General features: G+C 57.4%; 15 protein-coding genes. 7 read left to right on the top strand and 8 right to left on the bottom strand.

The window, feature by feature from the left end:
- Positions 1–15 precede the first annotated feature (15 nt).
- A complete protein-coding gene (gene fadI, locus BN1135_RS18980) occupies positions 16–1,326 on the top strand; it encodes an acetyl-CoA C-acyltransferase FadI (RefSeq protein ID WP_042023836.1) in 1,311 nt (436 codons plus the stop codon).
- Positions 1,326–3,473: a fatty acid oxidation complex subunit alpha FadJ gene (gene fadJ, locus BN1135_RS18975; RefSeq protein ID WP_042024074.1), complete on the top strand. Its 2,148-nt coding sequence runs from the start codon at positions 1,326–1,328 to the stop codon at positions 3,471–3,473. The genes fadI and fadJ overlap by 1 nt, the downstream gene beginning before the upstream one ends.
- Before the next feature lie 173 nt (positions 3,474–3,646).
- Here fadJ and BN1135_RS18970 read toward each other — a convergent pair whose 3' ends face one another.
- The 4 genes from BN1135_RS18970 to BN1135_RS18955 form a co-directional block, all read right to left on the bottom strand.
- Entirely contained in the window at positions 3,647–5,167 is a 1,521-nt protein-coding gene (locus BN1135_RS18970; RefSeq protein WP_042023834.1) for a SpoVR family protein, read from the bottom strand.
- Between the two features lie 9 nt (positions 5,168–5,176).
- Complete coding sequence (locus BN1135_RS18965) at positions 5,177–6,448, bottom strand: YeaH/YhbH family protein (RefSeq protein WP_042023833.1); 1,272 nt, start codon at positions 6,446–6,448, stop codon at positions 5,177–5,179.
- A 25-nt stretch (positions 6,449–6,473) separates the two neighbouring features.
- Entirely contained in the window at positions 6,474–8,396 is a 1,923-nt protein-coding gene (locus tag BN1135_RS18960) for a PrkA family serine protein kinase (RefSeq protein WP_042023831.1), read from the bottom strand.
- 594 nt (positions 8,397–8,990) lie between these two features.
- Positions 8,991–10,904, bottom strand: coding sequence for a RecQ family ATP-dependent DNA helicase (locus BN1135_RS18955; RefSeq protein WP_042023830.1), 1,914 nt, complete (start codon positions 10,902–10,904; stop codon positions 8,991–8,993).
- A gap of 358 nt (positions 10,905–11,262) precedes the next feature.
- Between BN1135_RS18955 and sstT the strand changes: the two genes are divergently transcribed.
- Together sstT and BN1135_RS18945 are read left to right on the top strand one after the other, a co-directional pair.
- Positions 11,263–12,513, top strand: coding sequence for a serine/threonine transporter SstT (sstT, locus tag BN1135_RS18950; protein ID WP_042023829.1), 1,251 nt, complete (start codon positions 11,263–11,265; stop codon positions 12,511–12,513).
- A 207-nt stretch (positions 12,514–12,720) separates the two neighbouring features.
- Positions 12,721–13,710 (top strand): hypothetical protein, encoded by a 990-nt coding sequence (locus BN1135_RS18945; protein WP_042023826.1) that lies wholly within the window; start codon positions 12,721–12,723, stop codon positions 13,708–13,710.
- A gap of 269 nt (positions 13,711–13,979) precedes the next feature.
- Here BN1135_RS18945 and BN1135_RS18940 read toward each other — a convergent pair whose 3' ends face one another.
- The 3 genes from BN1135_RS18940 to pabB form a co-directional block, all read right to left on the bottom strand.
- Entirely contained in the window at positions 13,980–15,278 is a 1,299-nt protein-coding gene (locus BN1135_RS18940) for a serine/threonine transporter (RefSeq protein WP_042023823.1), read from the bottom strand.
- A gap of 216 nt (positions 15,279–15,494) precedes the next feature.
- Positions 15,495–16,061, bottom strand: a complete 567-nt coding sequence (locus BN1135_RS18935; protein ID WP_042023820.1) for a CoA pyrophosphatase — start codon at positions 16,059–16,061, stop codon at positions 15,495–15,497.
- A 43-nt stretch (positions 16,062–16,104) separates the two neighbouring features.
- The gene (gene pabB, locus BN1135_RS18930) at positions 16,105–17,388 is read right to left on the bottom strand and encodes an aminodeoxychorismate synthase component I (RefSeq protein ID WP_042023819.1); all 1,284 of its coding nucleotides are present in this window, start codon (positions 17,386–17,388) and stop codon (positions 16,105–16,107) included.
- Between the two features lie 294 nt (positions 17,389–17,682).
- Here pabB and BN1135_RS18925 point away from each other — a divergent pair, with 294 nt between their 5' ends.
- Complete coding sequence (locus BN1135_RS18925) at positions 17,683–19,209, top strand: fumarate hydratase (RefSeq protein ID WP_042023816.1); 1,527 nt, start codon at positions 17,683–17,685, stop codon at positions 19,207–19,209.
- Positions 19,210–19,375: 166 nt separating this feature from the next.
- Here BN1135_RS18925 and BN1135_RS18920 read toward each other — a convergent pair whose 3' ends face one another.
- Positions 19,376–19,954 carry a PhnA domain-containing protein gene (locus BN1135_RS18920; RefSeq protein WP_042023815.1) on the bottom strand — a complete coding sequence of 193 codons (579 nt, stop codon included), beginning with the start codon at positions 19,952–19,954 and terminating at the stop codon, positions 19,376–19,378.
- Positions 19,955–20,149: 195 nt separating this feature from the next.
- On the opposite strand from BN1135_RS18920, the gene BN1135_RS18915 reads away from it, so the two are divergent.
- Positions 20,150–21,370 (top strand): methyltransferase, encoded by a 1,221-nt coding sequence (locus BN1135_RS18915; protein ID WP_042023813.1) that lies wholly within the window; start codon positions 20,150–20,152, stop codon positions 21,368–21,370.
- Positions 21,371–21,678: 308 nt separating this feature from the next.
- The gene (locus tag BN1135_RS18910) at positions 21,679–23,142 is read left to right on the top strand and encodes a chitinase (RefSeq protein WP_042024071.1); all 1,464 of its coding nucleotides are present in this window, start codon (positions 21,679–21,681) and stop codon (positions 23,140–23,142) included.
- Positions 23,143–23,219: the final 77 nt, after the last annotated feature.

Raw genomic sequence — 23,219 nt, 5'->3', positions numbered from 1 at the left:
AACCAAGGAGCCAGGATGAAACAGCCATTGAAACTGACGACTCGCCAGGGCGAACGGATTGCCGTCGTGGCGGGGCTGCGCACCCCCTTTGCCAAGCAGGCCACCGCCTTTCATGGCGTGCCTGCAGTCGATCTCGGCAAACTGGTGGTGAGCGAGCTGCTCGCCCGTACCGATCTCGATCCCAAGCTTATCGACCAGCTGGTGTTTGGCCAAGTGGTGCAGATGCCGGAAGCCCCCAACATTGCCCGCGAGATCGTGCTCGGCACTGGCATGAGCATTGCCACTGATGCCTATAGCGTCTCCCGTGCCTGTGCCACCAGTTTTCAGGCGGTGGCTAATGTCACCGAATCCATCATGGCAGGCACTGTGGATATCGCCATCGCTGGCGGTGCCGACTCATCTTCTGTACTCCCGATTGGTGTGAGTAAAAAGCTGGCTCGCGCCCTGGTGGATCTTAACAAGGCGCGCAATCTGCAACAGCGCTTCAATATTCTGCGGACATTGAGGATCAAGGATCTGCTGCCGGTGCCGCCTGCGGTGGCGGAATACTCCACTGGCCTCTCCATGGGGCAGACGGCCGAGCAGATGGCCAAGAGCCACCATATCAGCCGTGAGGCGCAAGATGCGCTGGCTCATCGCTCCCACACCCTGGCTGCAGAAGCGTGGGCGCAAGGCAAACTCAGCGGCGAGGTGTTTACCGCCCATGTGCCCCCTTACAAGTCACCGCTGGAGCGGGACAACAATATCCGTGAAAGCTCCGATCTGGCGAGCTACGCCAAGCTCAAGCCGGTGTTTGACCGGGTCCATGGCACCGTCACTGCGGCCAACGCCACGCCGCTGACCGACGGCGCCGCCGCCGTGTTGCTGATGCGCGAAGGTCGGGCCAAAGAGCTGGGCCTCGAACCGCTTGGGTTTATCCGTAGTTTCGCTTTCTCGGCCATCGATGTGTGGCAAGACATGCTGATGGGGCCCTCCTATGCCACGCCGCTGGCGCTGGACAGAGCCGGTATCACCCTAGCCGATCTGACCCTGATCGACATGCATGAAGCCTTTGCCGCCCAGACCCTGGCTAACCTCAAGATGTTTGCCAGCCACGAGTTTGCCCGTGACAAGCTGGGCCGCGATCAGGCCATCGGTGAAGTGGATATGGACAAGTTCAACGTCCTCGGTGGCTCGCTGGCCTATGGCCACCCCTTTGCCGCGACCGGTGCGCGGATGATCACCCAGACCCTGCACGAGCTGCGTCGTCGCGGCGGAGGATTGGGGCTCAACACCGCCTGTGCGGCGGGTGGATTGGGCGTGGCTATGGTGTTGGAGGTTGAATGATGAGCGATAAGACTTTTTCCCTGGATGTTCGCAAAGATGGTATCGGCATCCTCACCATGGATGTGCCGGGCGAGAGCATGAATACCCTCAAGGCTGCCTTTGTGGAGGAGATCCGCACTGTGCTGGCCGAGGTGAAACGCAACAAGGATTTGATCGGTCTGGTGATCACCTCCGGCAAGAAGGACTCCTTCATCGCCGGTGCCGACATCACCATGCTGGCCGCTTGCACCAGTGCCAAGGATGCGGAAACCTTGTCGCGTGAAGGTCAGGAGATATTTGCCGAGATCGAGGGGCTGACCATTCCGGTGATCGCCGCCATCCACGGCCCCTGCCTCGGTGGTGGGCTGGAGCTGGCGCTGGCCTGTCATGGCCGGGTGGTGACCGATCACGGTAAAACCGTGTTGGGATTGCCGGAAGTACAGCTCGGTCTGCTGCCTGGCTCTGGCGGCACCCAGCGTCTGCCGCGCCTCATCGGGGTGGCCAAGGCGCTGGATCTGATGCTGACCGGCAAGCAGGTGCGGGCCAAACAAGCCAAAAAGCTGGGGCTGGTGGACGATGTGGTGCCATCCTCCATCCTGCTGGATGCTGCCATCAAACTGGCCAAAAAAGGTAAACCGCGTCATCAATTGAAGCGGGATCTGCAGGGCAAGGTGCTGGAGACCAACAAGCTGGGCCGCAAGGTGCTGTTCGATCAGGCCAGCAAAGGGGTGAAAGCCAAGACCCGTGGCAACTATCCGGCGCCGGAGCGGATCCTCGAGGTGGTGCGGATCGGGGTGGAAGAGGGGATGAAGGCAGGTCTGGCCGCCGAATCCCGTCACTTTGGCGAGTTGGTGATGACTGCTGAGTCCGCCGCCCTGCGCTCCATCTTCTTTGCCACGACCGAGATGAAGAAAGAGGTCACTTATCAGGGTGCCGAGCCGCGCAAGGTGGCCCATGCCGCCGTGTTGGGCGGTGGTCTGATGGGCGGCGGCATTGCGTTCGTCACCGCTACCAAGGCGGGCGTGCCGGTGCGGATCAAGGATGTGGCAAGCGCCGGTATCGGTAATGCCATGCGTTACAGCTACGACATTCTGGCCAAGAAGCTCAAGCGTCGCCAACTGCTGCGCAGTGAGCTGGAAAAACAGATGAGCCTGCTGACCGGTACCGTCGACTACTCCGGTTTCCATCGGATCGACATGGTGGTGGAAGCGGTATTTGAAGATCTCGCGCTTAAGCACCAAATGGTGAAAGATGTGGAGCGCGAGTGTGGTGAGCACACAGTCTTTGCCTCCAACACCTCTTCTCTGCCCATCAACCAGATTGCGGCAGAGGCGGCGCACCCGGAGCGGATCGTGGGGCTGCACTACTTCAGCCCGGTGGACAAGATGCCACTGGCGGAGATCATCCCTCACGCCGGCACCAGTGCCGAGACGGTCGCTACCACCCTGGCTTTTGCCCGTGCGCAGGGCAAGACGCCCATCGTGGTGAAAGACGAAGCCGGTTTCTACGTCAACCGCATCCTCGCTCCCTACATGAATGAAGCGGCGCGACTGGTGCTGGAAGGGGAGCCGGTGGAGGTGCTCGATAGCGCGCTGCTGGACTTTGGCTTCCCGGTTGGCCCCATCACATTGCTCGATGAGGTGGGGATCGATGTGGGTGCCAAGATCTCCCCGATTCTCGAGAAAGAGCTGGGCGGCGAGCAGTTCCAGGCGCCCAAGGCGTTCGACAAGCTGCTGCAAAACGATCGCAAGGGCCGTAAGAACGGCAAGGGCTTTTACCTCTACGGCAAGGCGGCCCCGCGTAATCGCCTGACCGGTAAAGAGGGCAAGAAGAAGGTGGACGAGAGCGTCTATGACGTGCTCGGGATTAAACCTTCCGCCAAGCTTGCCCGTCAAGAAATCGCCGAGCGCTGCGTGCTGCTGATGCTCAATGAAGCCGCCATGGCGCTGGACAGCGGTGTGGTAGCCTCGGCCCGTGATGGCGATATCGGTGCCATCTTCGGCATCGGTTTCCCACCGTTCCTCGGCGGCCCGTTCCGCTATATGGACAAGCTCGGGATCGATCATCTGGTCGGTCGTCTGGAGTATTACCAGAAGCGTCACGGCGACCGGTTCGCCCCCTGTGCCCGCCTCAAGGCGATGGCTGCAGAGCAGCAGACCTTCTACTGATAGCAGCTGTAGATTAACTGCAAGACAAAGAGGCCCGCATACAGTGCGGGCCTCTTTCTATTGCATGTGTGGTGTCGGCGGCCGTGATCTGAGCAGAGAAAACACGCAAGGTGGTTGAGAGCAGATAAAAAAACGGCCCACCGAAGTGAGCCGTTGAGAGATCAGATAACCGGTCAGATCCCCGGTTTTCGCTCCGGACAGCGGCCGATGATATCCGCCGGCAGATCGCCATTATCCTGCTCCAGCACCACATCGAATCCCCACAGCTGATGGAGGTGTTTGAGCACCTCATGGCGCGAGTCGCCAAGGGGGATGCGGTTGTGTGGCACATAGCGCAGGGTGAGGGAGCGATCTCCCTTCACTGCTACGTTGTAGACCTGAATATTGGGCTCCAAATTGCTGAGGTTGTACTGAGCCGACAGGGTATTGCGCACCTGACGGTACCCCTCGTCATTATGAATGGCAGAGACCTTCAGATAGTTCTTCAGGTCGTCGTCATCGATGGCGAACAGCTTCAGATCTCGCATCACCTTGGGGCTTAAGAACTGGCTGATAAAGCTCTCGTCCTTGAAGTTCTGCATGGCAAAATGGAGGGTTTCGACCCAGTTGCTGCCAGCATAATCGGGGAACCAGTATCTGTCCTCCTCGGTCGGGTTCTCGCAGATGCGGCGCAGGTCGGTAAACATGGCAAACCCCAGCGCATAGGGGTTGATCCCCGAGTAGTAGCGGCTGTTGTAGGCCGGTTGATAGACCACGTTGGTGTGGCTGTGCAGCACCTCCATCATGAAGCGATCGCTCAGCTTGCCCTCGTCATAGAGGTGGTTGAGAATGGTGTAGTGCCAGAAGGTGGCCCACCCCTCGTTCATTACCTGGGTCTGCTTTTGCGGATAAAAATACTGGCTGATCTTGCGCACGATGCGCACCACTTCTCGCTGCCAGGGCTCCAGCAAGGGGGCATTCTTCTCGATGAAGTAGAGAATGTTCTCCTGGGGTTCGGCGGGGTAGCGTCTGTCCTCGACCCCCGCCGCTTTATGCTGCTTGGGCAGGGTACGCCACAGCTCGTTGACCTGGGTTTGCAGGTAATCTTCCCGTGCTTTTTGGCGCCGTTTTTCCTCGGCCATCGAGATTTTCTGGGGCCGCTTGTAGCGATCCACCCCGTAGTTCATCAGGGCATGACAGGAGTCCAGCAACCGCTCTACTGCGTCAATCCCGTGTTTTTCTTCACACTCGGTAATGTATTTTTTGGCGAACAGCAGGTAGTCGATGATCGAGGAGGCATCAGTCCACGCCTTGAACAGATAATTGTTCTTGAAGAAGGAGTTGTGGCCGTAGCAAGCGTGGGCCATCACCAGCGCCTGCATTGGCATGGTGTTCTCCTCCATCAGATAGGCGATGCAGGGATCCGAGTTGATGACGATCTCGTAGGCCAGCCCCATCTGGCCACGCTTATAGTTGCGCTCGGTATGGATAAAGCGTTTGCCAAATGACCAGTGTTGGTAACCCAGCGGCATACCGACACTGGAGTAGGCATCCATCATCTGTTCGGCGGTGATCACCTCGATCTGATTAGGATAGGTGTCGAGCTTGTAAGATCGGGCGACCCGGGCAATTTCCTGGTGGTAGGTCTCCAGCAGTTCAAAGTTCCAGTCCGGTCCGTCATCCAGTGGCGCTACTCTTTTTTCGGTTTCGATCATAGGACCTCCTCACGCCGCTTGTTTCTTGAACAGTTCACGGAACACCGGATAGATATCCTCAACCTTGCGAATGTGTTCCATCGCAAAGTGGGGGAATTGGCTGGCCACCGACTCATACTCGTGCCACAGGGTCTGGTGGGCGCGGGTGGTGATCTCGATATAGGAGTAGTACCGCACTCGCGGCATGATGTCCCGTGCCAGGATCTCCTTGCATTGTGGTGAGTCATCGGCCCAGTTGTCCCCATCGGATGCTTGCGCCGCATAGATATTCCACTGATTGGCCGGATAACGCTCGTTGATGATGTCGTTCATCATCTTGAGCGCACTGGAGACGATGGTGCCGCCCGTCTCCTGGGAGTAGAAGAACTCGTGTTCGTCCACCTCCTTGGCCTGGGTGTGGTGGCGGATATAGACCACTTCGACGTTCTTGTAAGTCCGGCTCAGGAACAGATAGAGCAGGATATAGAAACGCTTGGCCATCTCCTTGGTGGCCTGATCCATGGAACCCGAGACGTCCATCAGGCAGAACATCACCGCCTGGCTGGAGGGAACCGGCCGCTTGACGAAGTTGTTGAACTTCAGATCGAAGGTGTCGATAAACGGCACCGCATTGATCCGCCGTTTCAGCTCTCTGATCTCCTTCTCAAGCTGGGCGATTTCGGCAAAGTGTTCGTTGGGATCGGTGGCCAGCAGGGCCAGCCGATCTTCCAGCTCATGGAGCTGACGTTTCTTGCCCGCTTGCAACGCCATGCGGCGTGCCAGCGAATTTTGCAGAGAACGCACCACGTTGATGTTGGCGGGTACGCCATTGGAGGTGTAGCCAGCCCGGTAGGTTTTCATCTCCATCAGCTGGTTGAGCTGGGTTTTCTGCAGTCGTGGCAGCTCCAGATCTTCAAACAGCAGGTCGAGATATTCATCCTTGGAGATCTGGAACACGAAGTCGTCAGCCCCTTCTCCCTGATTGGATGCTTGCCCCTCACCAGAGCCTTGACCACCGCCCCCTCCTTTGGGGCGGTCAATCTTGTCACCAGAGATGAACTGGTCATTGCCGGGATGCACCATCTCCCGTTTACCGCCTTGCCCCTGATGGAAATGGGGTTCACCGATATCCTTGGTCGGGATGCTGATGTTCTCGCCTTTGTCTACGTCCTGAATGCTGCGCTTGGAGACAGCATCCGAGACCGCTTGTTTTATCTGCTTCTTGTAGCGGCGAATGAAGCGCTGCCGATTGACAGCGCTTTTGTTTTTGCCGTTGAGCCTGCGGTCGATAAAATGCGCCATAACTCCCCCTTGAACCACGGCAGGGTCAGGATGACTTGCGTACCCTGAGATACCATTCGGAGAGCAGTCGCACCTGTTTGCGGGTGTAGCCTTTCTCCATCATCCGTTCGACAAAGTTATCGTGCTTCTTTTGCTCCTCGGCTGAGGTTTTGCTGTTGAAGGAGATAACCGGCAGCAGCTCTTCCGTGTTGGAGAACATCTTCTTCTCGATCACGGTGCGCAGCTTCTCGTAACTGGTCCAGTTGGGGTTACGGCCTGCATTGTTGGCCCGGGCACGCAGCACGAAGTTGACGATTTCGTTACGGAAATCTTTCGGGTTGCTGATCCCGGCCGGTTTTTCAATTTTTTCCAGCTCGCTGTTGAGCGACGAACGGTCAAACAGCTGGCCGGTTTCGGGGTCACGGTACTCCTGATCCTGGATCCAGAAATCGGCGTAGGTGACATAGCGATCGAAAATGTTCTGACCGTATTCTGAATACGACTCGAGATAGGCGGTCTGGATCTCTTTGCCGATAAATTCCACATAACGTGGGGTCAGATAGCCCTTGATGAACTCCAGATAGCGATCATGCAGCTCTTGCGGGAACTGCTCACGCTCAATCTGCTGCTCCAGTACATAGAAGAGATGCACCGGGTTGGCCGCTACCTCAGCGTGGTCAAAGTTGAAGACGCGAGAGAGGATCTTGAATGCAAAACGGGTCGACAGACCATGCATCCCTTCATCCACACCGGCGTAGTCACGGTACTCCTGATAGCTCTTGGCCTTGGGATCGGTGTCTTTGAGACTCTCACCATCATAGACCCGCATCTTGGAGTAGAGGCTGGAGTTTTCCGGCTCTTTCAGCCGTGACAGTACCGAGAACTGGCCCAATAGTTCGAGGGTGCCCGGCGCACATTTGGCCTCGGTCAGCTCGCTGTTGATCAGCAGTTTTTCGTAGATCTTCACCTCTTCCGACACGCGCAGGCAGTAAGGCACCTTGACGATGTAGACCCGGTCGAGGAAGGCTTCGTTGTTCTTGTTGTTGCGGAACTGCTGCCATTCGGACTCGTTGGAGTGGGCCAGCAGAATGCCGTCAAAGGGGAGGGCAGAGAGCCCTTCGGTGCCGTTGTAGTTTCCCTCCTGAGTCGCTGTCAGCAGCGGGTGCAGCACCTTGATGGGCGCCTTGAACATCTCGACAAACTCCATCACCCCCTGGTTCGCTTTGCACAGCGCACCGGAGTAAGAGTAAGCATCGGCATCATCCTGGGCGAAGTGCTCCAGCATGCGGATGTCGACCTTGCCGACCAGTGAGGAGATATCCTGGTTGTTGTCATCACCCGGTTCAGTTTTGGCGATGGCGATCTGATCGAGGATGGAAGGATTGACCTTCTCCACTTTGAATTGGGTAATGTCGCCACCAAACTCGTGCAGCCGTTTGGCTGCCCAGGGGGACATGATGGGGCGCAGGTAGCGGCGCGGGATGCCGTACTCTTTTTCGAGGATCTCGCCATCTTCTTCAATGTCGAACAGGCAGAAGGGGTGGTCATTAACCGGTGAGCCCTTGATGCGGTAGATAGGTACCTTTTGCATCAGTGATTTGAGCTTCTCTGCCAGCGAGGATTTACCGCCGCCAACGGGACCCAGCAGATAGAGGATCTGCTTCTTCTCTTCCAGCCCCTGAGCGGAGTGTTTGAGGTAGGAGACAATCTGTTCGATGGCCTCTTCCATCCCGTAAAAATCCTTGAATGCGGGATAGCGTGCCACGACACGGTTGGAGAACAGGCGGCTCAGTCGGTGGTTGGCAGAGGTATCTACCATCTCTGGTTCACCGATGGCGGTCAGCAGACGTTCTGCTGCGGAGGTATAGCAGGCTTTGTCCTGCTTGCACATATCCAGGAACTCCTGAATGGTGTACTCCTCTTCCCTTGCTTTCTCATATCGCTGTTGGTAATGCTCGAATATGCCCATAACTTTGCCCTCGTTATAGTCGCTTACCCTGAAAAAGTGGAACACTGTTGTTGTGTGGTACCTAGTTAAAGACTAGTCAACGGCACCCAGTAGTCCATCACGGTGGATTGGTTAAATTCTGAAGAAACCAGCTCGTTCCTTGTGCGGGCTGGGTCAGTCAACAACACCGCTATGTTACTGACTGTTAAATTATTTTTGCCACGATAGTGAGGTAAATGTCAAAGACATAAAAAATAAATGTTTATCAGGGAGTGGAAACTTGTTGCGCGAGTGAGACGGCGGGAAGGGAAAATCAGTGGGGACAATGGCTAACGCCATTATGAATAAAATCATCATTACGTGCACGTTAACGTAAGTTGATCTATTTGGTGTTAAAGCTCTATTTTTTACATTGACGCTACATTTCGAGTGTCCTAGATTGGCAACGTGTGATCAGCAAGACGCTTTAGCAAGAGAGTTGACTGTTGCCTCACCAAGCTCTGTTTAAGCACGTTTCCGTTGGCTTGACCCTCGCAACCGCGAGGGTCTTCTTTTTCCAGCGTCTGCAGAAGTGAATTTCTGCTGGTGGGTGTTGAGGCCGCCAGCGCTCACCGATCAAGGGTAGGCTTGTTGCACTGCCGCCAGGACGCGGGCAAACGGGTGTGCGGCCAACTGGCCAGATCCTGCCAGTGATTTGGCCTTGACCCGGCTGGTCAGCGGTGTGGCGATACCACACAGGAAACGGGCCAGTACCCTGGCATCCACCGAGCCGGTCTTGGCTATCAGCGGATCGCACCAGGCGCGGATCCCAGCTTCGTTTGGCATGGCCAGTTGGGGCAGGGGAGGCAGATGCGCCACCTCGCCGCGACAGACCGAGCAGTGGCCACAGTGAATCGGCGCTGCCTCATCGGCGAAATAGCGGGCGAGGCGGTGGCTCAGGCACTCTTGCGAGGTGAAAAAGTCGAGCATGGCTTGCAGTCTGGCCAGCTCGCTCTGCTCTTTTTGCAGGAACAGGGCGTGCAGGGCGGTTGCTTCCTGCTCGTTGTCCCACCCTTGACGGGTGATCCGGTAGACCTCGGTCATCTGCTTGCTTTCAAGCTCGATCCAGCCCTGCTGCTGCAGGTAGTCGAGCGCCGCAACGGCCCGCTGCCGCTCCCCCTGATAACCCTGCCAGAGCGCGTCAAAGTCCATGGTACACCAGCTGCGTGCTTGTGGGGCACAGGCGAACAGCTGCTCCAGAAACTGGCGTCGATCCGGATTGAAACGACTCAATATATCGCCTTTATCCAGCACAAACTTGAAGCGGTAGTCGGCGTAGTAGCTGTAGGCCGGGGTGATGATTCCCGCCATCTCCAGATAGACCAGCAGGGTCTTCAGTGGCAGTTGGCGAATATTGGTCTCATTGGCGAGGCGTAGCAGGGTGAACTCCCACTCGGCACCGCTTTGTCCGATGATGGCGAGCAGCTGGAGGATGGCACTCAAGTCCGGCGTATCGCCGTAGACGAAGTTCTCCAGCACCGGCAACTGGCTCTGGTTGGCCAGCACGATGCAGCGTGATGGCTGGCCATCCCGCCCGGCACGGCCAATCTCCTGGCTGTAGTTCTCGATGGATTTGGGCAGATCGTAGTGAATGACCCGCCGGATATCCGCTTTGTCGATCCCCATGCCAAAGGCGATGGTGGCGACGATGCAAGCCACCTTGCCTGCCATGAAATCGTGCTGGATCTGACTGCGCAGCGCCGAGTCGAGTCCGGCATGGTAGGCGCGGGCGTTGATCCCTTGTCGAATGAGTTGCTCGGCGCAGGCTTCGGCGGTGTGCTGCAAGGTGACATAGACGATGGTGGGGGCCGCCGGATCTTGAGTCAGCGTTTGCGTGAGCCAGCCATCCCGCGCGTCAGGCGCCAGTGGCATGACCGCCAGATCAAGGTTGGCGCGATAGAAACCGGTGACCACCACTCCCTCCGGCTCGATGCCGAATTTGGCCTGCATATCCTGAATAACCGCCGGGGTGGCGGTGGCGGTCAGCAGTAACACCTGCGGGATCTTCAGGTCATGGCGATAGCTTGGCAGCTTGAGGTAGTCGGGGCGAAAGTTGTGGCCCCACTCAGAGATACAGTGGGCCTCGTCGACGACCAGCAGTGACAGGGGAACTTGCTCGATAAAGCGGCGAAATCGCTCGTTTTTGAGTCGTTCCACCGAGATCATCAGGATCTTGAGCTGACCATCCAGCGCCTGTTGCATCACCCTGCGACTCTCTTCCGGGCTCTGGCTTGAGTCGAGGGTCGCGGCGCTGATCCCCTTGCCTTTAAGGAAGGTGAGCTGATCGTGCATCAGCGCAATCAGTGGCGAAATAACCAGGGTCAGGTGGGGCAGGGCAAGAGCAGGCAGCTGGTAACAGAGGGACTTGCCGGAGCCGGTGGGAAAGATGGCGGCGGCACTCTGGCCAGCCAGCACCCGGCTGATGACCTGTTCCTGACCTGGCCTGAGTTCGGAGAAACCAAAATATTGGTTGAGCAGGGATGGGATCATGGCAGAGCTCCGCAGCAAATGGGGGATGATAGCACAGCCGCTCCCATCCCGGATGAGACGGGGAATGGCTGCCGATGACGCAAGCAGAGAGTGCTGACAAAACGTACAAAAATAGGTAGTTGCGCCATGGTTGAGTTTTTGTTGCGGATTTTTGTGATGAAAGCGGGATATTTTTTGGTGCCTCTCTGGAAAAAAAAGATGGCGAATGGGATATTCCGTCATGCAATCCGGTGACTGGCGGATCGGCCCGACAGAAGGCTGGCCGCAGGCACCACACTCGGGCGACAGGGGTTTCTCGGGTGCAAGATTGCTGACAGGACTCATGATTCATGCACTACGGTGCTTAGGGACTTTTTTGATGACACAACAACACCCCCTCCTTCGGCTGGTCAATAGCACCAGTCTGGTCAGCCAGATCCTGGTTGGTCTGGTATTTGGTATCTTGCTGGCACTGTTTGCACCCGAGTGGGCGAAAACGGCAGGTCTGCTCGGCAGCCTGTTCGTTGGCGCACTGAAAGCGGTGGCGCCGCTGCTGGTATTCGTGCTGGTCATGGCGGCCATCATTGGTCACAAGCAGGGTCAGAAGACCAACATGCGACCGATCTTGCTGCTCTATCTGTTTGGTACCTTCTCTGCGGCCGTGGTCGCGGTGATCGCCAGCTTCCTGTTCCCCTCCAACCTGCATCTGGTGGCCAATACCGCCGAGATCACCCCGCCGGGCGGGATCACAGAGGTGCTGCAGACCCTGCTGTTCAACGTGGTGACCAACCCGGTCAAGGCGCTGATGGATGCCAACTATATCGGGATCCTGGCTTGGGCCATCGGTCTGGGGATCGCCATGCGCCATGCCAACGAGAGCACCAAGGCGCTGATCACCGATCTGTCTCACGGTGTCTCCACCATAGTGAAAGCGGTGATCCGCTGCGCCCCGCTCGGTATTCTGGGTTTGGTTGCCTCGACCCTGGCCGAGACCGGCTTCGGCGCCCTGTTTGGCTATGCCCAACTGTTGATGGTACTGATCGGCTGCATGCTGTTTATCGCCTTCGTGGTCAACCCGCTGATCGTGTTCTGGAAGATCAAGCGCAACCCCTATCCGCTGGTGCTGACCTGCCTCAAAGAGAGCGGTGTGACCGCCTTCTTTACCCGCAGCTCTGCCGCCAACATTCCGGTCAACATGACTCTGTGTGAAAAACTGCGTCTGCCAGAAGATACCTACGCGGTCTCCATCCCGCTGGGTGCCACCATCAATATGGCCGGTGCTGCCATCACCATTACCGTGCTCTCCATGGCTGCGGTACATACCCTGGGGATGGAAGTGGATCTGGCGACGGCCGTGCTGCTCTCCGTGGTTGCCACCATCAGTGCCTGTGGTGCGTCCGGCGTAGCTGGTGGCTCCTTGCTGCTGATCCCGCTGGCGTGCAGCCTGTTTGGTATCGGTAACGATATCGCCATGCAGGTGGTGGCTGTCGGTTTTATCATCGGCGTGCTGCAGGATTCTGCCGAGACAGCCCTTAACAGCTCCACCGACGTGCTGTTCACCGCTGCTGCCTGTATGGCCGAAGATGAAACCCTACTGGAGCCTTCCGCGCTGCCCAGCAGCGAAGGGTGATCAGGTAGCTTGCCTATTCGATTCAGCCCCTCTCTGTGAGGGGCTTTTTATATCAGCTGGCCGAGATTTGTTGAGGGGAGGTATGCGCAAGAGAACATCTATTTTGATGAAATGTTTGGTTACAAATGGCAGGCAGACGGGGGTGATCCTCCCCCGCTAAAATAGCCCCGGTAGTTATAAGATTCAGGCTAAAAAAGAGATTCAATAATGAAGAAAACAACACTTTGGTTGGCAATGGTAGGGGCATTGGGGTTGGCCGGTTGTGGCGGCGGTGGTGGGGATAGTGGCGGCGGCGGTACCACGCCACCGGAGCCACAACCAAGGGCGCTGCCGGAGGCCGGCGTCTATCTCCCCGTCCTGATGGACGCTCAGGGGCAGTTAATCAACCGTCCGGTCAACGACAGCTATCGTGCGGTCGGTTTTGTCTATCCAGCGTCCACAGAGGGCACGGGTTGGGCGATGAACATTGCTGAGAAAAGAAGTGCCACAGTCAGCACTTATACCTTCCCTCAAGGTTTTTCTTCTCTGAACAAAGGTGAGGGCTACCCCCTGACGTTGTCGTTGCTGGTGAACAAAAGCCAGCCCAGTACCTTCGACTCGGCGGAGCAAAAGTCCAATACCAATGTCGATGGATTGGTCAAGGTGGCGTCTGTGCCAGATGCGGCGGGAAGCAGCCAGTCACTCTGGGTGCTCGATTATCGACCCGTCAAAGCCAAAATCGATTCAGCGCTCACTATTCAGAATTGGGGCGGCCAAGTGGCATTGCAGCCGATGGTAACCGCGCCAATCAACGCTGACTCTTGGTACAACCTTGGGGAGAGCGCACTGTTTCAGGATTTCAAAACCGAGCGCAGCAACAATGGCTCGGGAGTCAAGCTGACCATCCAGTTTATAGAGGGGTGTACTGTCAGCGGTGAGACAGAGGCCAACACTCCAGGTCTGAACAAGCTGACGCTGACTGGCTGGAAGGAGTGCAGCTTCAATACTTTGACAGGGCCTGCTGATATCAAAGACGGAAAAATTTATGAGGGGCTTTGGGAAACAAAGATGCGCGATTTTGCCAATCGTAACGCCAGTGTCACCGCTTATCTGACCATGAAGCCGGGAAACAGCAATGGCCAGAAAGATACGCTGATGATCGGCATTCCTGAAATCACCGGCCTGACGCCGTTCGTGTTGGAAGTGCAGCCGCTCTAATCAGCCAGAGATAGTGCGTGCTTTTCAAGAGATGCCAGTCGCTTACCCGACTGGCATTTTTGTTGGCTGAGGTTCGCAGCAGCTTACTGACAACATCATGATGCTGTTGCCAGATAAGGACGTGTCCCAGGTTGCTGCGTGAGTTCGGATTACGTAACCGCAATAACCGCATGATGAGGTGTCAAACATATTCAGGGCAGGACAAACGCAATAAAAAAAGCCAGCCGGTTAACCGGCTGGCTTTTTGCTATCTGCGGCAGGTGGAGGGATTAACCAACCAGCTGGAACAGAATGGCGGAGATAGCGATCATCCCCATCACAGCGACAAATACGTTGCTGATATGGCCCTGATATTTCGCCATGGCCGGTACGCGTTTGATGGCGTACATCGGCATGATGAACAGGATAGTGGCGATGATCGGGCCGCCCAAGGATTCAATCATGCCCAGAATAGAGGGGTTGGCAATGGCGGTGCCCCACAGGGTCAGGATGAAGAAGGCGATGATGAACATCTCGACTTTCTTGGCATTCGGCTCTTTGCCGGATTTGCGCATGTTCTGCACGATCATCCCTTTCAGACCTTCACGGGCACCCAGATAGTGACCGAAGAAGGAGGAGACGATGGCCACAAACGCAACCAGCGGACCGAAGTAGGAGATGATAGGGCTCGCATGCTGGTTGGCAAGATAGGAGAGCACGGCGATGTTCTGGGACTTGGCTTCAGCCAGCTGGGCAGGCGTCAGGCTCATCACACAGGAGAACACGAAGAACATCACGAAGCAGAGCAGTACGCCAGCGGTGCGCTTGAGGATGGCATCAGATTTCTGGACCGCCTGATCACCGTAGTCGCGGCGCTGGGCCACTGCAAAGCTGGAAATAGCCGGGCTGTGGTTGAAAGAGAACACCAGTACCGGAATGGTCAGCCACAGGGTAGAGGCGAAATCCTTGGCAGAGGGCACTTGCGCCAGCGCGGCACCGGTCCAGTCCGGGATCAGGTACAAAGAGATACCGGCCAGAATGGCAATGAGCGGATAGACCAGCAGCTCGGTCACTTTCAGCATCAGCTTCTCACCGGCCAGCATCACCGACATCATGCCCAGGATCAGCACGATAGAGAGGATCCAGCGCGGTGGTGCACTCATCTGCAGCTGGTTGACCATAAAGCTTTCGACGGTGTTGGTAATACCAACGCCGTAGATCAGCACGATGGGATAGATAGCGAAGAAGTAGAGCAGGGTGATTAATTTACCGGCCCCCACGCCGAAGTGCTCTTCTACCACTTCAGTGATGTCAGCATTGGGCTTGTTGGAGGAGAGTACGAAGCGAGCCAGACCACGGTGGGCCAGATAGGTCATGGGGCCAACCAGCAGCGCCATCACTACCAGCGGCCAGAAACCGCCCATGCCCGCATTGATCGGCAGGAACAGGATACCCGCGCCGACCGCGGTGCCGAACAGGCTGATGACCCAGGTAGAGTCACGTTTTTGCCAACCAGTGGATTGAGTGAAGCCGGTTTGTGGCTTCGTTGCAGTCGCAGCATCTTGCGTGCCAGTGACAGTATTAGACATCTATCTCACCCCGAATGTGTGGTTCTTATTAAGTCGGCGCAAGGATACGGTTTTTTTAATCAAAAATGTTGATCAGATTCATTATTTAAAGGCTAAAAACCCTACTTTTTTATGGAAATGTGAGCGAAATACTAAAAATTCAATTTTTGTTTACCATCTAGCACGTTAGTTTAGTGTTAACGATTAAATTTCGCTCAGTCAAATGTGTTTGAATTGTTATTTTGCCAGGTGCTGGGCAAGTTGGCAGATCATGCTGGCGGTGGCCCCCCAGATAAAGTGCTGTTGCCAGGGGATCCAGTAGAGGGTGTGCTGTTTTCCCCCTCTGGCAATGGTCAGGGGAATGTGGTTGCGCCGAGCCAGCAGATGGGCCAGCGGCACTTCGAAGGCGTGATCCACCTCATCCGGACTCAGAGTGAGGGAGTAGTTGCCATCGAGCAGCCCCAGCACCGGCAGCACTTCGAATCGTGACACCGTGTTGAGCGGGTTAAGGGTGCCGATCACTTCAATCAACCGCGCCGGAATGCCGAGCTCCTCTTCGGTTTCCCGCAGCGCCGTGGCAATCAGGTTCTCATCGCCCGGATCCTGCCGCCCGCCGGGGAAGCTGATCTGCCCCCCATGATGACGCAGCTGGGGGCTGCGCCGGGTCAATAACACGCTGAGTCCCTCATCGCGCATCACCACCGGGATCAACACCGCCGCCGGACTGAGCCCGCCAATGGCGAGGCGATGGGCCGGCGCAGGTTGCTGCAACTGGAAGCGGGTCAACAGTTCGTGGCGATCCATGGCGGGTGCTCTCTCCTGTGCGGTGGCCTGACAGTGGGGACGGTTACAGCGCCGAGAGGGGCGGCAGGATGCGGGCGACCTTGTCATAGGTCTCCTGATATTCGCTGTCGGCATCGGAGTCGGCAATGATACCGCCACCGGCCCAGCAGTGCAGGCGACCCGCTTCGGCGATCAAAGTGCGAATGCAGATGCTGGTGTCTATCCGGCCGTGTTGGCTGAGATAGCCGATGCTGCCGCAATAGGCATTGCGCCGCTGGGGCTCCAGCTCCTCAATGATCGCCATGGCGCGGATCTTGGGGGCGCCGGTGATCGAGCCGCCCGGGAAACAGGCGCGCAGCAGATCGACCCCTTGCCAGCGCGCATCGAGCTCCCCATGGATGGTGGAGACCAGATGATGCACCGCTGGAAACGACTCCACCATAAAGAGATGAGGCACGCTGACCGAGCCCGGCCGGCTGACCCGACCGATGTCGTTGCGCAGCAGATCCACGATCATCAGATTCTCTGATCTGTCCTTGTCGGCTTGTGCCAGCTCCCGCGCTACTTGCTGATCGGTGGCCGGATCCGGGTGGCGAGGGCGAGTCCCCTTGATAGGCTTGGTTTCGATATGGCGACCATCGAGCAGCAGGAACCGCTCGGGGGAGAGGCTGAGCAGCGCGCTGTCCGGCAGACGGATAAAGGCAGAGAAAGGGGCCTTGTTGGCGGCCGCCAGCAGGCAATAGGCCTGCCACTCATCCCCCTGATAGGGAGCGCTGAAACGCTGGGTCAGGTTGATCTGGTAGCAATCCCCCGCGGCGAGGTATGCCTGAATGCGGGCAAATTTCTCGCCATACTCGGCGCGGCTCATATTGCTCTGCCACGCCCCCTGCAAGGCAAAAGCGGGGGCCGGTTTGGCCTGTTGCTGCTCAAGCCAAGCCAGCCGTTTGGCAAGGCCCGCTTCATCCCCCCAGTGCACCAGCTGCCAGTCACCAGTTGCCACATCGCGCAGCAGCGCCCAGTCGTAGATGCCCACCGCCATGTCCGGCACTGCGATATCGGCGGCGGCCTGCACCGGCAGCCGCTCGAAGCGGCGGCCCAGATCATAGCCAAACAGACCGAGAGCACCGCCAATAAAGGGGAGGCGAGTAGCGCACAGATCCAGCTCCCCCAGCAGCTGTTGCTGTGTATGGGCCAGCAGGGCGAGGGGATCCTCATGGTGTTCGCTGCTCTCGCCATGCCGGGTGATAGTGGTGATCTGGTCACGGGTCTCGAGGGTCGCCAGCGGATCGGCGCTGATGATATCAAAGCCGTTATCGGCGCCGAGTGGCCCCGCCGATTCCAGCAACATGGCCCACGGCTGATGTTGCAGGTGGGCAAAAAGCTGATGGAGTTCAGCGCTATGGTCTAGATGATGGATATGAAGTGTTGGCGTCATTTTATGTTACACAGGCAACAGTTTAGTTCCCGAACCCTAGTCGGTGCTGGTGGGCAAGCGTATCATAGGTGTCGGTGACTTAAGAAAAAACTGCCGTGTCGTTCGTTTTTTGCTGGTTGATAGTTTTTAGCCAGCACGTCAGCACGGCCCATCATATGGAAGCCCTTGCTCTGCCCTCTGGCAGGGAAAAGGACCAGTGAGGATGATATGAGCATTATAAAAAAACAGGATTTCATCGATTCTATCGCAGATGCCCTCCAGTACATCTCCTATTACCACCCGTTGGATTTTGTTCAGGCTGCCAAAGCGGCGTATGACCGTGAGGCCAACCCGGCCGCCAAAGATGCGCTGGCCCAGATCCTGATCAACTCCCGCATGTCCGCCGAAGGTCATCGTCCACTCTGCCAGGACACCGGCATCGTGACCTGTTTCGTCAAGATTGGCATGCAAGTCCAGTGGGACAGCGACATGACAGTGCAGGAGATGGTGGACGAAGGTACCCGCCGTGCCTACACCAATCCTGACAACCCGCTGCGCGCCTCCGTGCTGGCCGATCCGGCGGGCAGTCGCAAGAACACCAAAGACAATACCCCTGCCGTGGTGCATATCGACATGATCCCCGGCAACAAGGTAGAAGTGAGCATCGCGGCCAAAGGCGGCGGCTCCGAGAACAAATCCAAGATGGCGATGCTCAACCCCTCTGACGATATCGTCGAGTGGGTGCTGAAAACTGTGCCGACCATGGGGGCAGGCTGGTGTCCACCCGGCATGCTGGGCATCGGCATCGGCGGTACCGCCGAGAAAGCCGCGGTACTGGCCAAAGAGGCCCTGATGGAGCACATCGACATTCAGGAGCTGATTGTCCGTGGTCCCAAGACCACCGAAGAGAAGCTGCGGGTCGAGCTCTACGACAAGGTCAACAAGCTGGGGATCGGTGCCCAGGGTCTGGGCGGCCTCACCACAGTGCTGGATGTGAAGGTCAAATCCGCGCCAACTCACGCTGCCTCCAAGCCGGTAGTGATGATCCCCAACTGCGCCGCCACCCGTCACGTTCATTTCGAACTGGATGGGTCTGGCCCCGCCGAACTGACCCCGCCGAAGCTGAGCGACTGGCCGGAGATCACCCGTGAAGCGGGTGCTAACGTGCGCCGCGTTAACGTCGATGGCATCACCAAGGCAGAGCTGGCCAGCTGGAAGAGCGGTGATACCGTGCTGCTTTCCGGCAAGATCCTCACCGGTCGTGACGCAGCCCACAAGCGCATCGCCGACATGCTGAAAAATGGCGAAGGGCTGCCGGAAGGGGTCGATTTCACCAACCGCTTCATCTATTACGTTGGCCCGGTCGATGCGGTCCGTGACGAAGTAGTTGGCCCGGCTGGCCCCACCACCTCCACCCGGATGGACAAGTTCACTGACATGATGCTGGGTGACACCGGTCTTATCGGCATGATCGGCAAATCCGAGCGTGGCCCGAAAACCGTCGAGAGCATCAAGCAGCACAAAGCCGTCTATCTGATGGCGGTGGGCGGCGCAGCCTATCTGGTGGCCAAGGCCATCAAGAAGGCCCGTGTTGTCGCCTTTGCCGATCTCGGCATGGAAGCGATCTACGAGTTTGAAGTGGAAGATATGCCGGTGACCGTTGCGGTCGACTCCGAAGGCAACAATATCCACGAAACCGGCCCGGCCTACTGGTCTGCCAAAATTGCAGAGCTGGACGGCAAACTCTCCTCCTGAGTGACCGTCCCGGCTGCCGGTTAACGGCAGTGGCAATGTAAAAAAGGCGCATCCATCCGGATGCGCCTTTTTGCTGCTGGCGGCAAGCAGGCATAAAAAAGGATGACTCGACGCCATCCTTTCTCGTTGTGCTCATGCTGTTGCCAGCAGAGCGGTCGCGCCTGGCTTAGGCCTTTTTCAGGTAGGCAGCGACCAGTACGATCTGCACGCCGTTGACCTTGCCTTCGATATGGAGCGGGTTGTTGGTCAGACGGATGCCCTTGACCAGGGTGCCGCGCTTGGCGGTGAAACCGCCGCCTTTTACTTCCAGATCCTTGATCAGGGTGACGGAATCGCCCTCTTGCAGCACGGCGCCGTTGGAGTCAACGGTCGGTACGCTGTCGTCATCTTCGTCAGCCAGTCCAGCTTCGGCCCAGGCTTTGGCCTCGTCTTCCATGTACATCATGTCCAGCAGATCCTGAGCCCACACCTCACCCTTGCCGGAGAGTGCTTTCAGCTGGCGCCATGCCATCACCTGTACCGCAGGCACCTGGCTCCACATGCTGTCACTCAGGCCACGCCAGTGGTTGACCACCAGGGTATCCGGTTGTTCCAGCTGACCACGGCAGGTGTCGCAGATGGCAACGCTGTGATCATCGTCGCTGGCGGGAGAGTGAGGCACCACGAAGGCGGTCAGCGCCTGCTCGGCGCTGCACAGTTCACACTTGGCGCCCGCGCGCGCTTGCAGGATGGCGTTGATGGTCATGTTGTTAGTCCCATAGCTAGTGGTAAAGCGACCCGCGAGGAGCGGGGCGCGTGAAAGAGGGGGCGGAATATAGCATAAACCCCCCTACTTTGTCAGGTCACCCTGGTTGATGGCTGCGAGTGAAAGCCGCGCCGCTTGCTTTTAACGGTGGATTTACCGGGTATTGAGGGTGCATTTTGAAGCGGGATCGCTAGAATGAGCCTCTTTTTTGACTGCAAGGCAGGGGCGCGCGTGCTGGCTCAACGTTTTCAACAACTGGATCGACTGCTCACCCGCTACCGGCGCTGGTGGCAATATCAGCCATACCATCATTTGGCGATGGCCTTTGCTGATGAGGCCCCTGATCTGGCAGCCCTGCTCAATGGGTTGACCCTGGCCCAGCTGGCCGAGTTTGATGCGGATATGGACGCCCTCAGTTGCTTGCTGGCGCCCTGGATTACCGAAGGGGCCGAGCTGCAACAACTTAGCCAGCTTGCCCTGTTTCCCCCTGAACCCATCACCTGCAGCAAGGCAATGGCATTGAACATGCCGGGGCGCAAACAGGCCCAGATCGAGTCATTCACTGCCTGCTTGCCCGCCCATCAGGGCCCCTATCTTGAGTGGTGTGCTGGCAAGGGCCACCTTGGGCGGCTGGTGTCGCTCCACCGACAGGCTCCTATCCTGAGTCTGGAACTGCAACCGCAGCTCTGCGACGAAGGGCGGCTGCTGGCCGAGCGGGATGGCGCCAATATGGCCTTTACCTGCGCCGATGCCTTTGCTCCCGAGTCGGCGGCGCTGATTGCCCCCGAGCACCACGCCATGGCACTTCATGCCTGCGGCGAGCTACATACCCATCTGCTGGAGCGGGTAGCCGAGCGCAGTGCCAGCGGGGTGACTATTTCTCCCTGTTGTTACCACCTGATCCGCACCAGCCACTATCGCCCGCTGTCAGCGGCGGCAAAGGCCAGCGAGCTGATGTTGAGCAAGGCAGATCTCAAGCTGCCGCTGCAGGAGACGGTGACCGGCGGCGCGCGGATCGCCCGCTTGCGGGAGCTGGAAGTGATATGGCGGCTCGGATTTGACTGCTTGCAGCGGCAGGTGCGCGGGGTGGATGAGTATCTGCCGGTGCCCAATATGCAAAAGAGCCTGCTGACCGGCAGTTTCGAGGCATTTTGCGTGTGGGCGGCAGAGCGCAAGGGGATTGTGTTGCCTGCCGAGCTCGACTATCCCGCATTGCTGGCGCAAGGGGAGCGCCGCTTTGGTGATGTTGCCCGTATGGAGCTGGTGCGCCATCTGTTTCGCCGTCCCCTCGAGATCTGGCTGGCACTGGATCGCGCGCTCTTTTTGCAAGAGCAGGGCTATCGAGTCGAGGTGGGGGAGTTCTGTGCCAAACCCATGACCCCGCGCAATATTCTGATCCGTGCCGTGCGCGCCTGACGCCGGGCTCTCTTGAGCATTTTTCTTGAGCATTGATGATGGCTGACAGGCTGAGCGTGTCAGCCATTTTTTTGCCTCTCGAATAATGAGCCGGTAACCGTTCATCTGACCGTCTCACCCTTCCAAAAACTGGCGATAGATCACGTTTCTGTGTTTTCGTTTGAGTTCTCTTTCCTTGTTTTAGTTGCGCTAAATATCACAAGGTGAAATGGCTCACAAATTCCGCTTATTTCTTAATTATCATCGTGAATTTAGTTGTTGAAACACCTACTCTTGGAGCGCGTTATTCCCAAACAAGGACGGTACACATGTTCAAACCCAAGCGTTGCGCCTGGCTGATCGCTGCTGCCTGTGCATTGCCAAGCTATGCCGCAATGAGTGCAGCCATGAATATTCAACCCGATCCGCAAAATGCGGGAGGATATGTGATTGCGGCACCGGATCTGGCCGCCGTGGAAAAAGCCAAGACGGCCAATCCCATGTATGCAATATGGGCCAAGGCATTAGCTACCCGGTCAAATAAAATAGTCGATGCCATTGAACCAGGTCTGGCAAGCAATCCTGACAACGTAAAGCGGGTTGAACGGGTGTTTCCCCAATCTGAATGGGAATATTTAACCCAGATGGCGGCGCCTGAATATACCTATGTCCGCTTCTTGCGGGCCATCGGTAAATTTCCGGCGTTCTGCGGAGAATATACCGACGGGCGTGATGCCGATGCCATCTGTAAAAAATCCATTGTGACCGCATTTGCTCATTTTTCGCAGGAGACCGGCGGCCATATCGCCAAGGAGAACGTCTCTGATAACCCGCAGGGGTTGGAAGAGTGGCAGCAGGCGCTGGTGCATGTTCGGGAGATGGGCTGGTCAGAAGGACAGACCGGCTACACCACCGGCTGCGGCCAGAACGACTGGCAGAACAAGAAGTGGCCCTGCAGCACCGGCCAGGGGTACTTCGGCCGCGGCGCCAAGCAGCTCTCCTACCACTTTAACTACGGCGCCTTCTCCGAGGCGATGTTTGATGGCGATGCCTTGGTGCTGCTCAACAACCCGGGGTTGGTGGCAGACTCCTGGCTTAACCTCGCTTCGGCTATCTGGTTCTTCCTGACCCCGCAGGCTCCGAAACCGGCCATGCTGCACGTGATTGACCGCACCTGGGTACCCTCCACGCGGGAAACTGACGCTGGTATCGGTTATGGCTTTGGCACCACCATTAACGTCATCAACGGCGGCATAGAGTGTGGCGAGCAGAACAAGGACAAGGGGCAACCGGTCAATCGCATCCGCTACTGGGAAGGGCTGGCCAAGCACTACCAGATCCCGGTCAAGGGGGATGAGAAGAACACCTGCTGGCAGCAGACCCCTTATGGCAGCCTTAATCTCAACGGTGCCACCGATGTGCTCTACACCAACTGGGATGGTAACTGGAAATACTACCCGGATCGCCCGGGCGGTTACTCCTTTGAGTGCGAGCTGGTGGGCTTCCAGACCGCTTACTCCGCGCTGGTGCCGGGTGATTACGAGAAGTGCGTGACCAATTTTTATGGATCTCACGCCAGTTGGCCGAAAGTGCGGATCGTCGCCAAGCTTGATCCTGCACCGATAGATCCGGTCGATCCGCCCATTAATGGCAATGCGGCCTGGGATGCCAGCAAGGTTTATACCGCTGGCAGCAAGGTGAGCTACAAGGGCGCTGTTTATCAGGCCAAATGGTGGACGCAGGGGGATGATCCCGCCAAAGGTGGCCCATGGGCGTTGGTCACTGCCAAATAAAGAGATAGTTCATTCGTTGATGGGCTAAGGAGAGGGGGCTTGGCCCCCTTTTTTACATATTTGTTCTATGGGAGATA

This window comes from Aeromonas sobria (assembly GCF_000820145.1).
GTDB lineage: Bacteria > Pseudomonadota > Gammaproteobacteria > Enterobacterales > Aeromonadaceae > Aeromonas > Aeromonas sobria.
The sequence above is the reverse complement of the archived record's forward strand: the minus strand, read 5'-3'. Positions and strand labels throughout refer to the sequence as shown.

Bases quoted from the DNA above. Each gene is read 5' to 3' on its own strand.
- BN1135_RS18920 (WP_042023815.1), bottom strand. From the start codon at position 19,954: ATGACCATCAACGCCATCCTGCAAGCGCGCGCGGGCGCCAAGTGTGAA.
- fadJ (WP_042024074.1), top strand. From the start codon at position 1,326: ATGAGCGATAAGACTTTTTCCCTGGATGTTCGCAAAGATGGTATCGGC.
- BN1135_RS18910 (WP_042024071.1), top strand. From the start codon at position 21,679: ATGTTCAAACCCAAGCGTTGCGCCTGGCTGATCGCTGCTGCCTGTGCA.
- BN1135_RS18925 (WP_042023816.1), top strand. From the start codon at position 17,683: ATGAGCATTATAAAAAAACAGGATTTCATCGATTCTATCGCAGATGCC.
- BN1135_RS18970 (WP_042023834.1), bottom strand. From the start codon at position 5,167: ATGATCGAAACCGAAAAAAGAGTAGCGCCACTGGATGACGGACCGGAC.
- fadI (WP_042023836.1), top strand. From the start codon at position 16: ATGAAACAGCCATTGAAACTGACGACTCGCCAGGGCGAACGGATTGCC.
- BN1135_RS18935 (WP_042023820.1), bottom strand. From the start codon at position 16,061: ATGGATCGCCACGAACTGTTGACCCGCTTCCAGTTGCAGCAACCTGCG.
- sstT (WP_042023829.1), top strand. From the start codon at position 11,263: ATGACACAACAACACCCCCTCCTTCGGCTGGTCAATAGCACCAGTCTG.
- BN1135_RS18965 (WP_042023833.1), bottom strand. From the start codon at position 6,448: ATGGCGCATTTTATCGACCGCAGGCTCAACGGCAAAAACAAAAGCGCT.
- BN1135_RS18915 (WP_042023813.1), top strand. From the start codon at position 20,150: ATGAGCCTCTTTTTTGACTGCAAGGCAGGGGCGCGCGTGCTGGCTCAA.
- BN1135_RS18940 (WP_042023823.1), bottom strand. From the start codon at position 15,278: ATGTCTAATACTGTCACTGGCACGCAAGATGCTGCGACTGCAACGAAG.
- BN1135_RS18945 (WP_042023826.1), top strand. From the start codon at position 12,721: ATGAAGAAAACAACACTTTGGTTGGCAATGGTAGGGGCATTGGGGTTG.
- pabB (WP_042023819.1), bottom strand. From the start codon at position 17,388: ATGTTGCTGGAATCGGCGGGGCCACTCGGCGCCGATAACGGCTTTGAT.
- BN1135_RS18955 (WP_042023830.1), bottom strand. From the start codon at position 10,904: ATGATCCCATCCCTGCTCAACCAATATTTTGGTTTCTCCGAACTCAGG.
- BN1135_RS18960 (WP_042023831.1), bottom strand. From the start codon at position 8,396: ATGGGCATATTCGAGCATTACCAACAGCGATATGAGAAAGCAAGGGAA.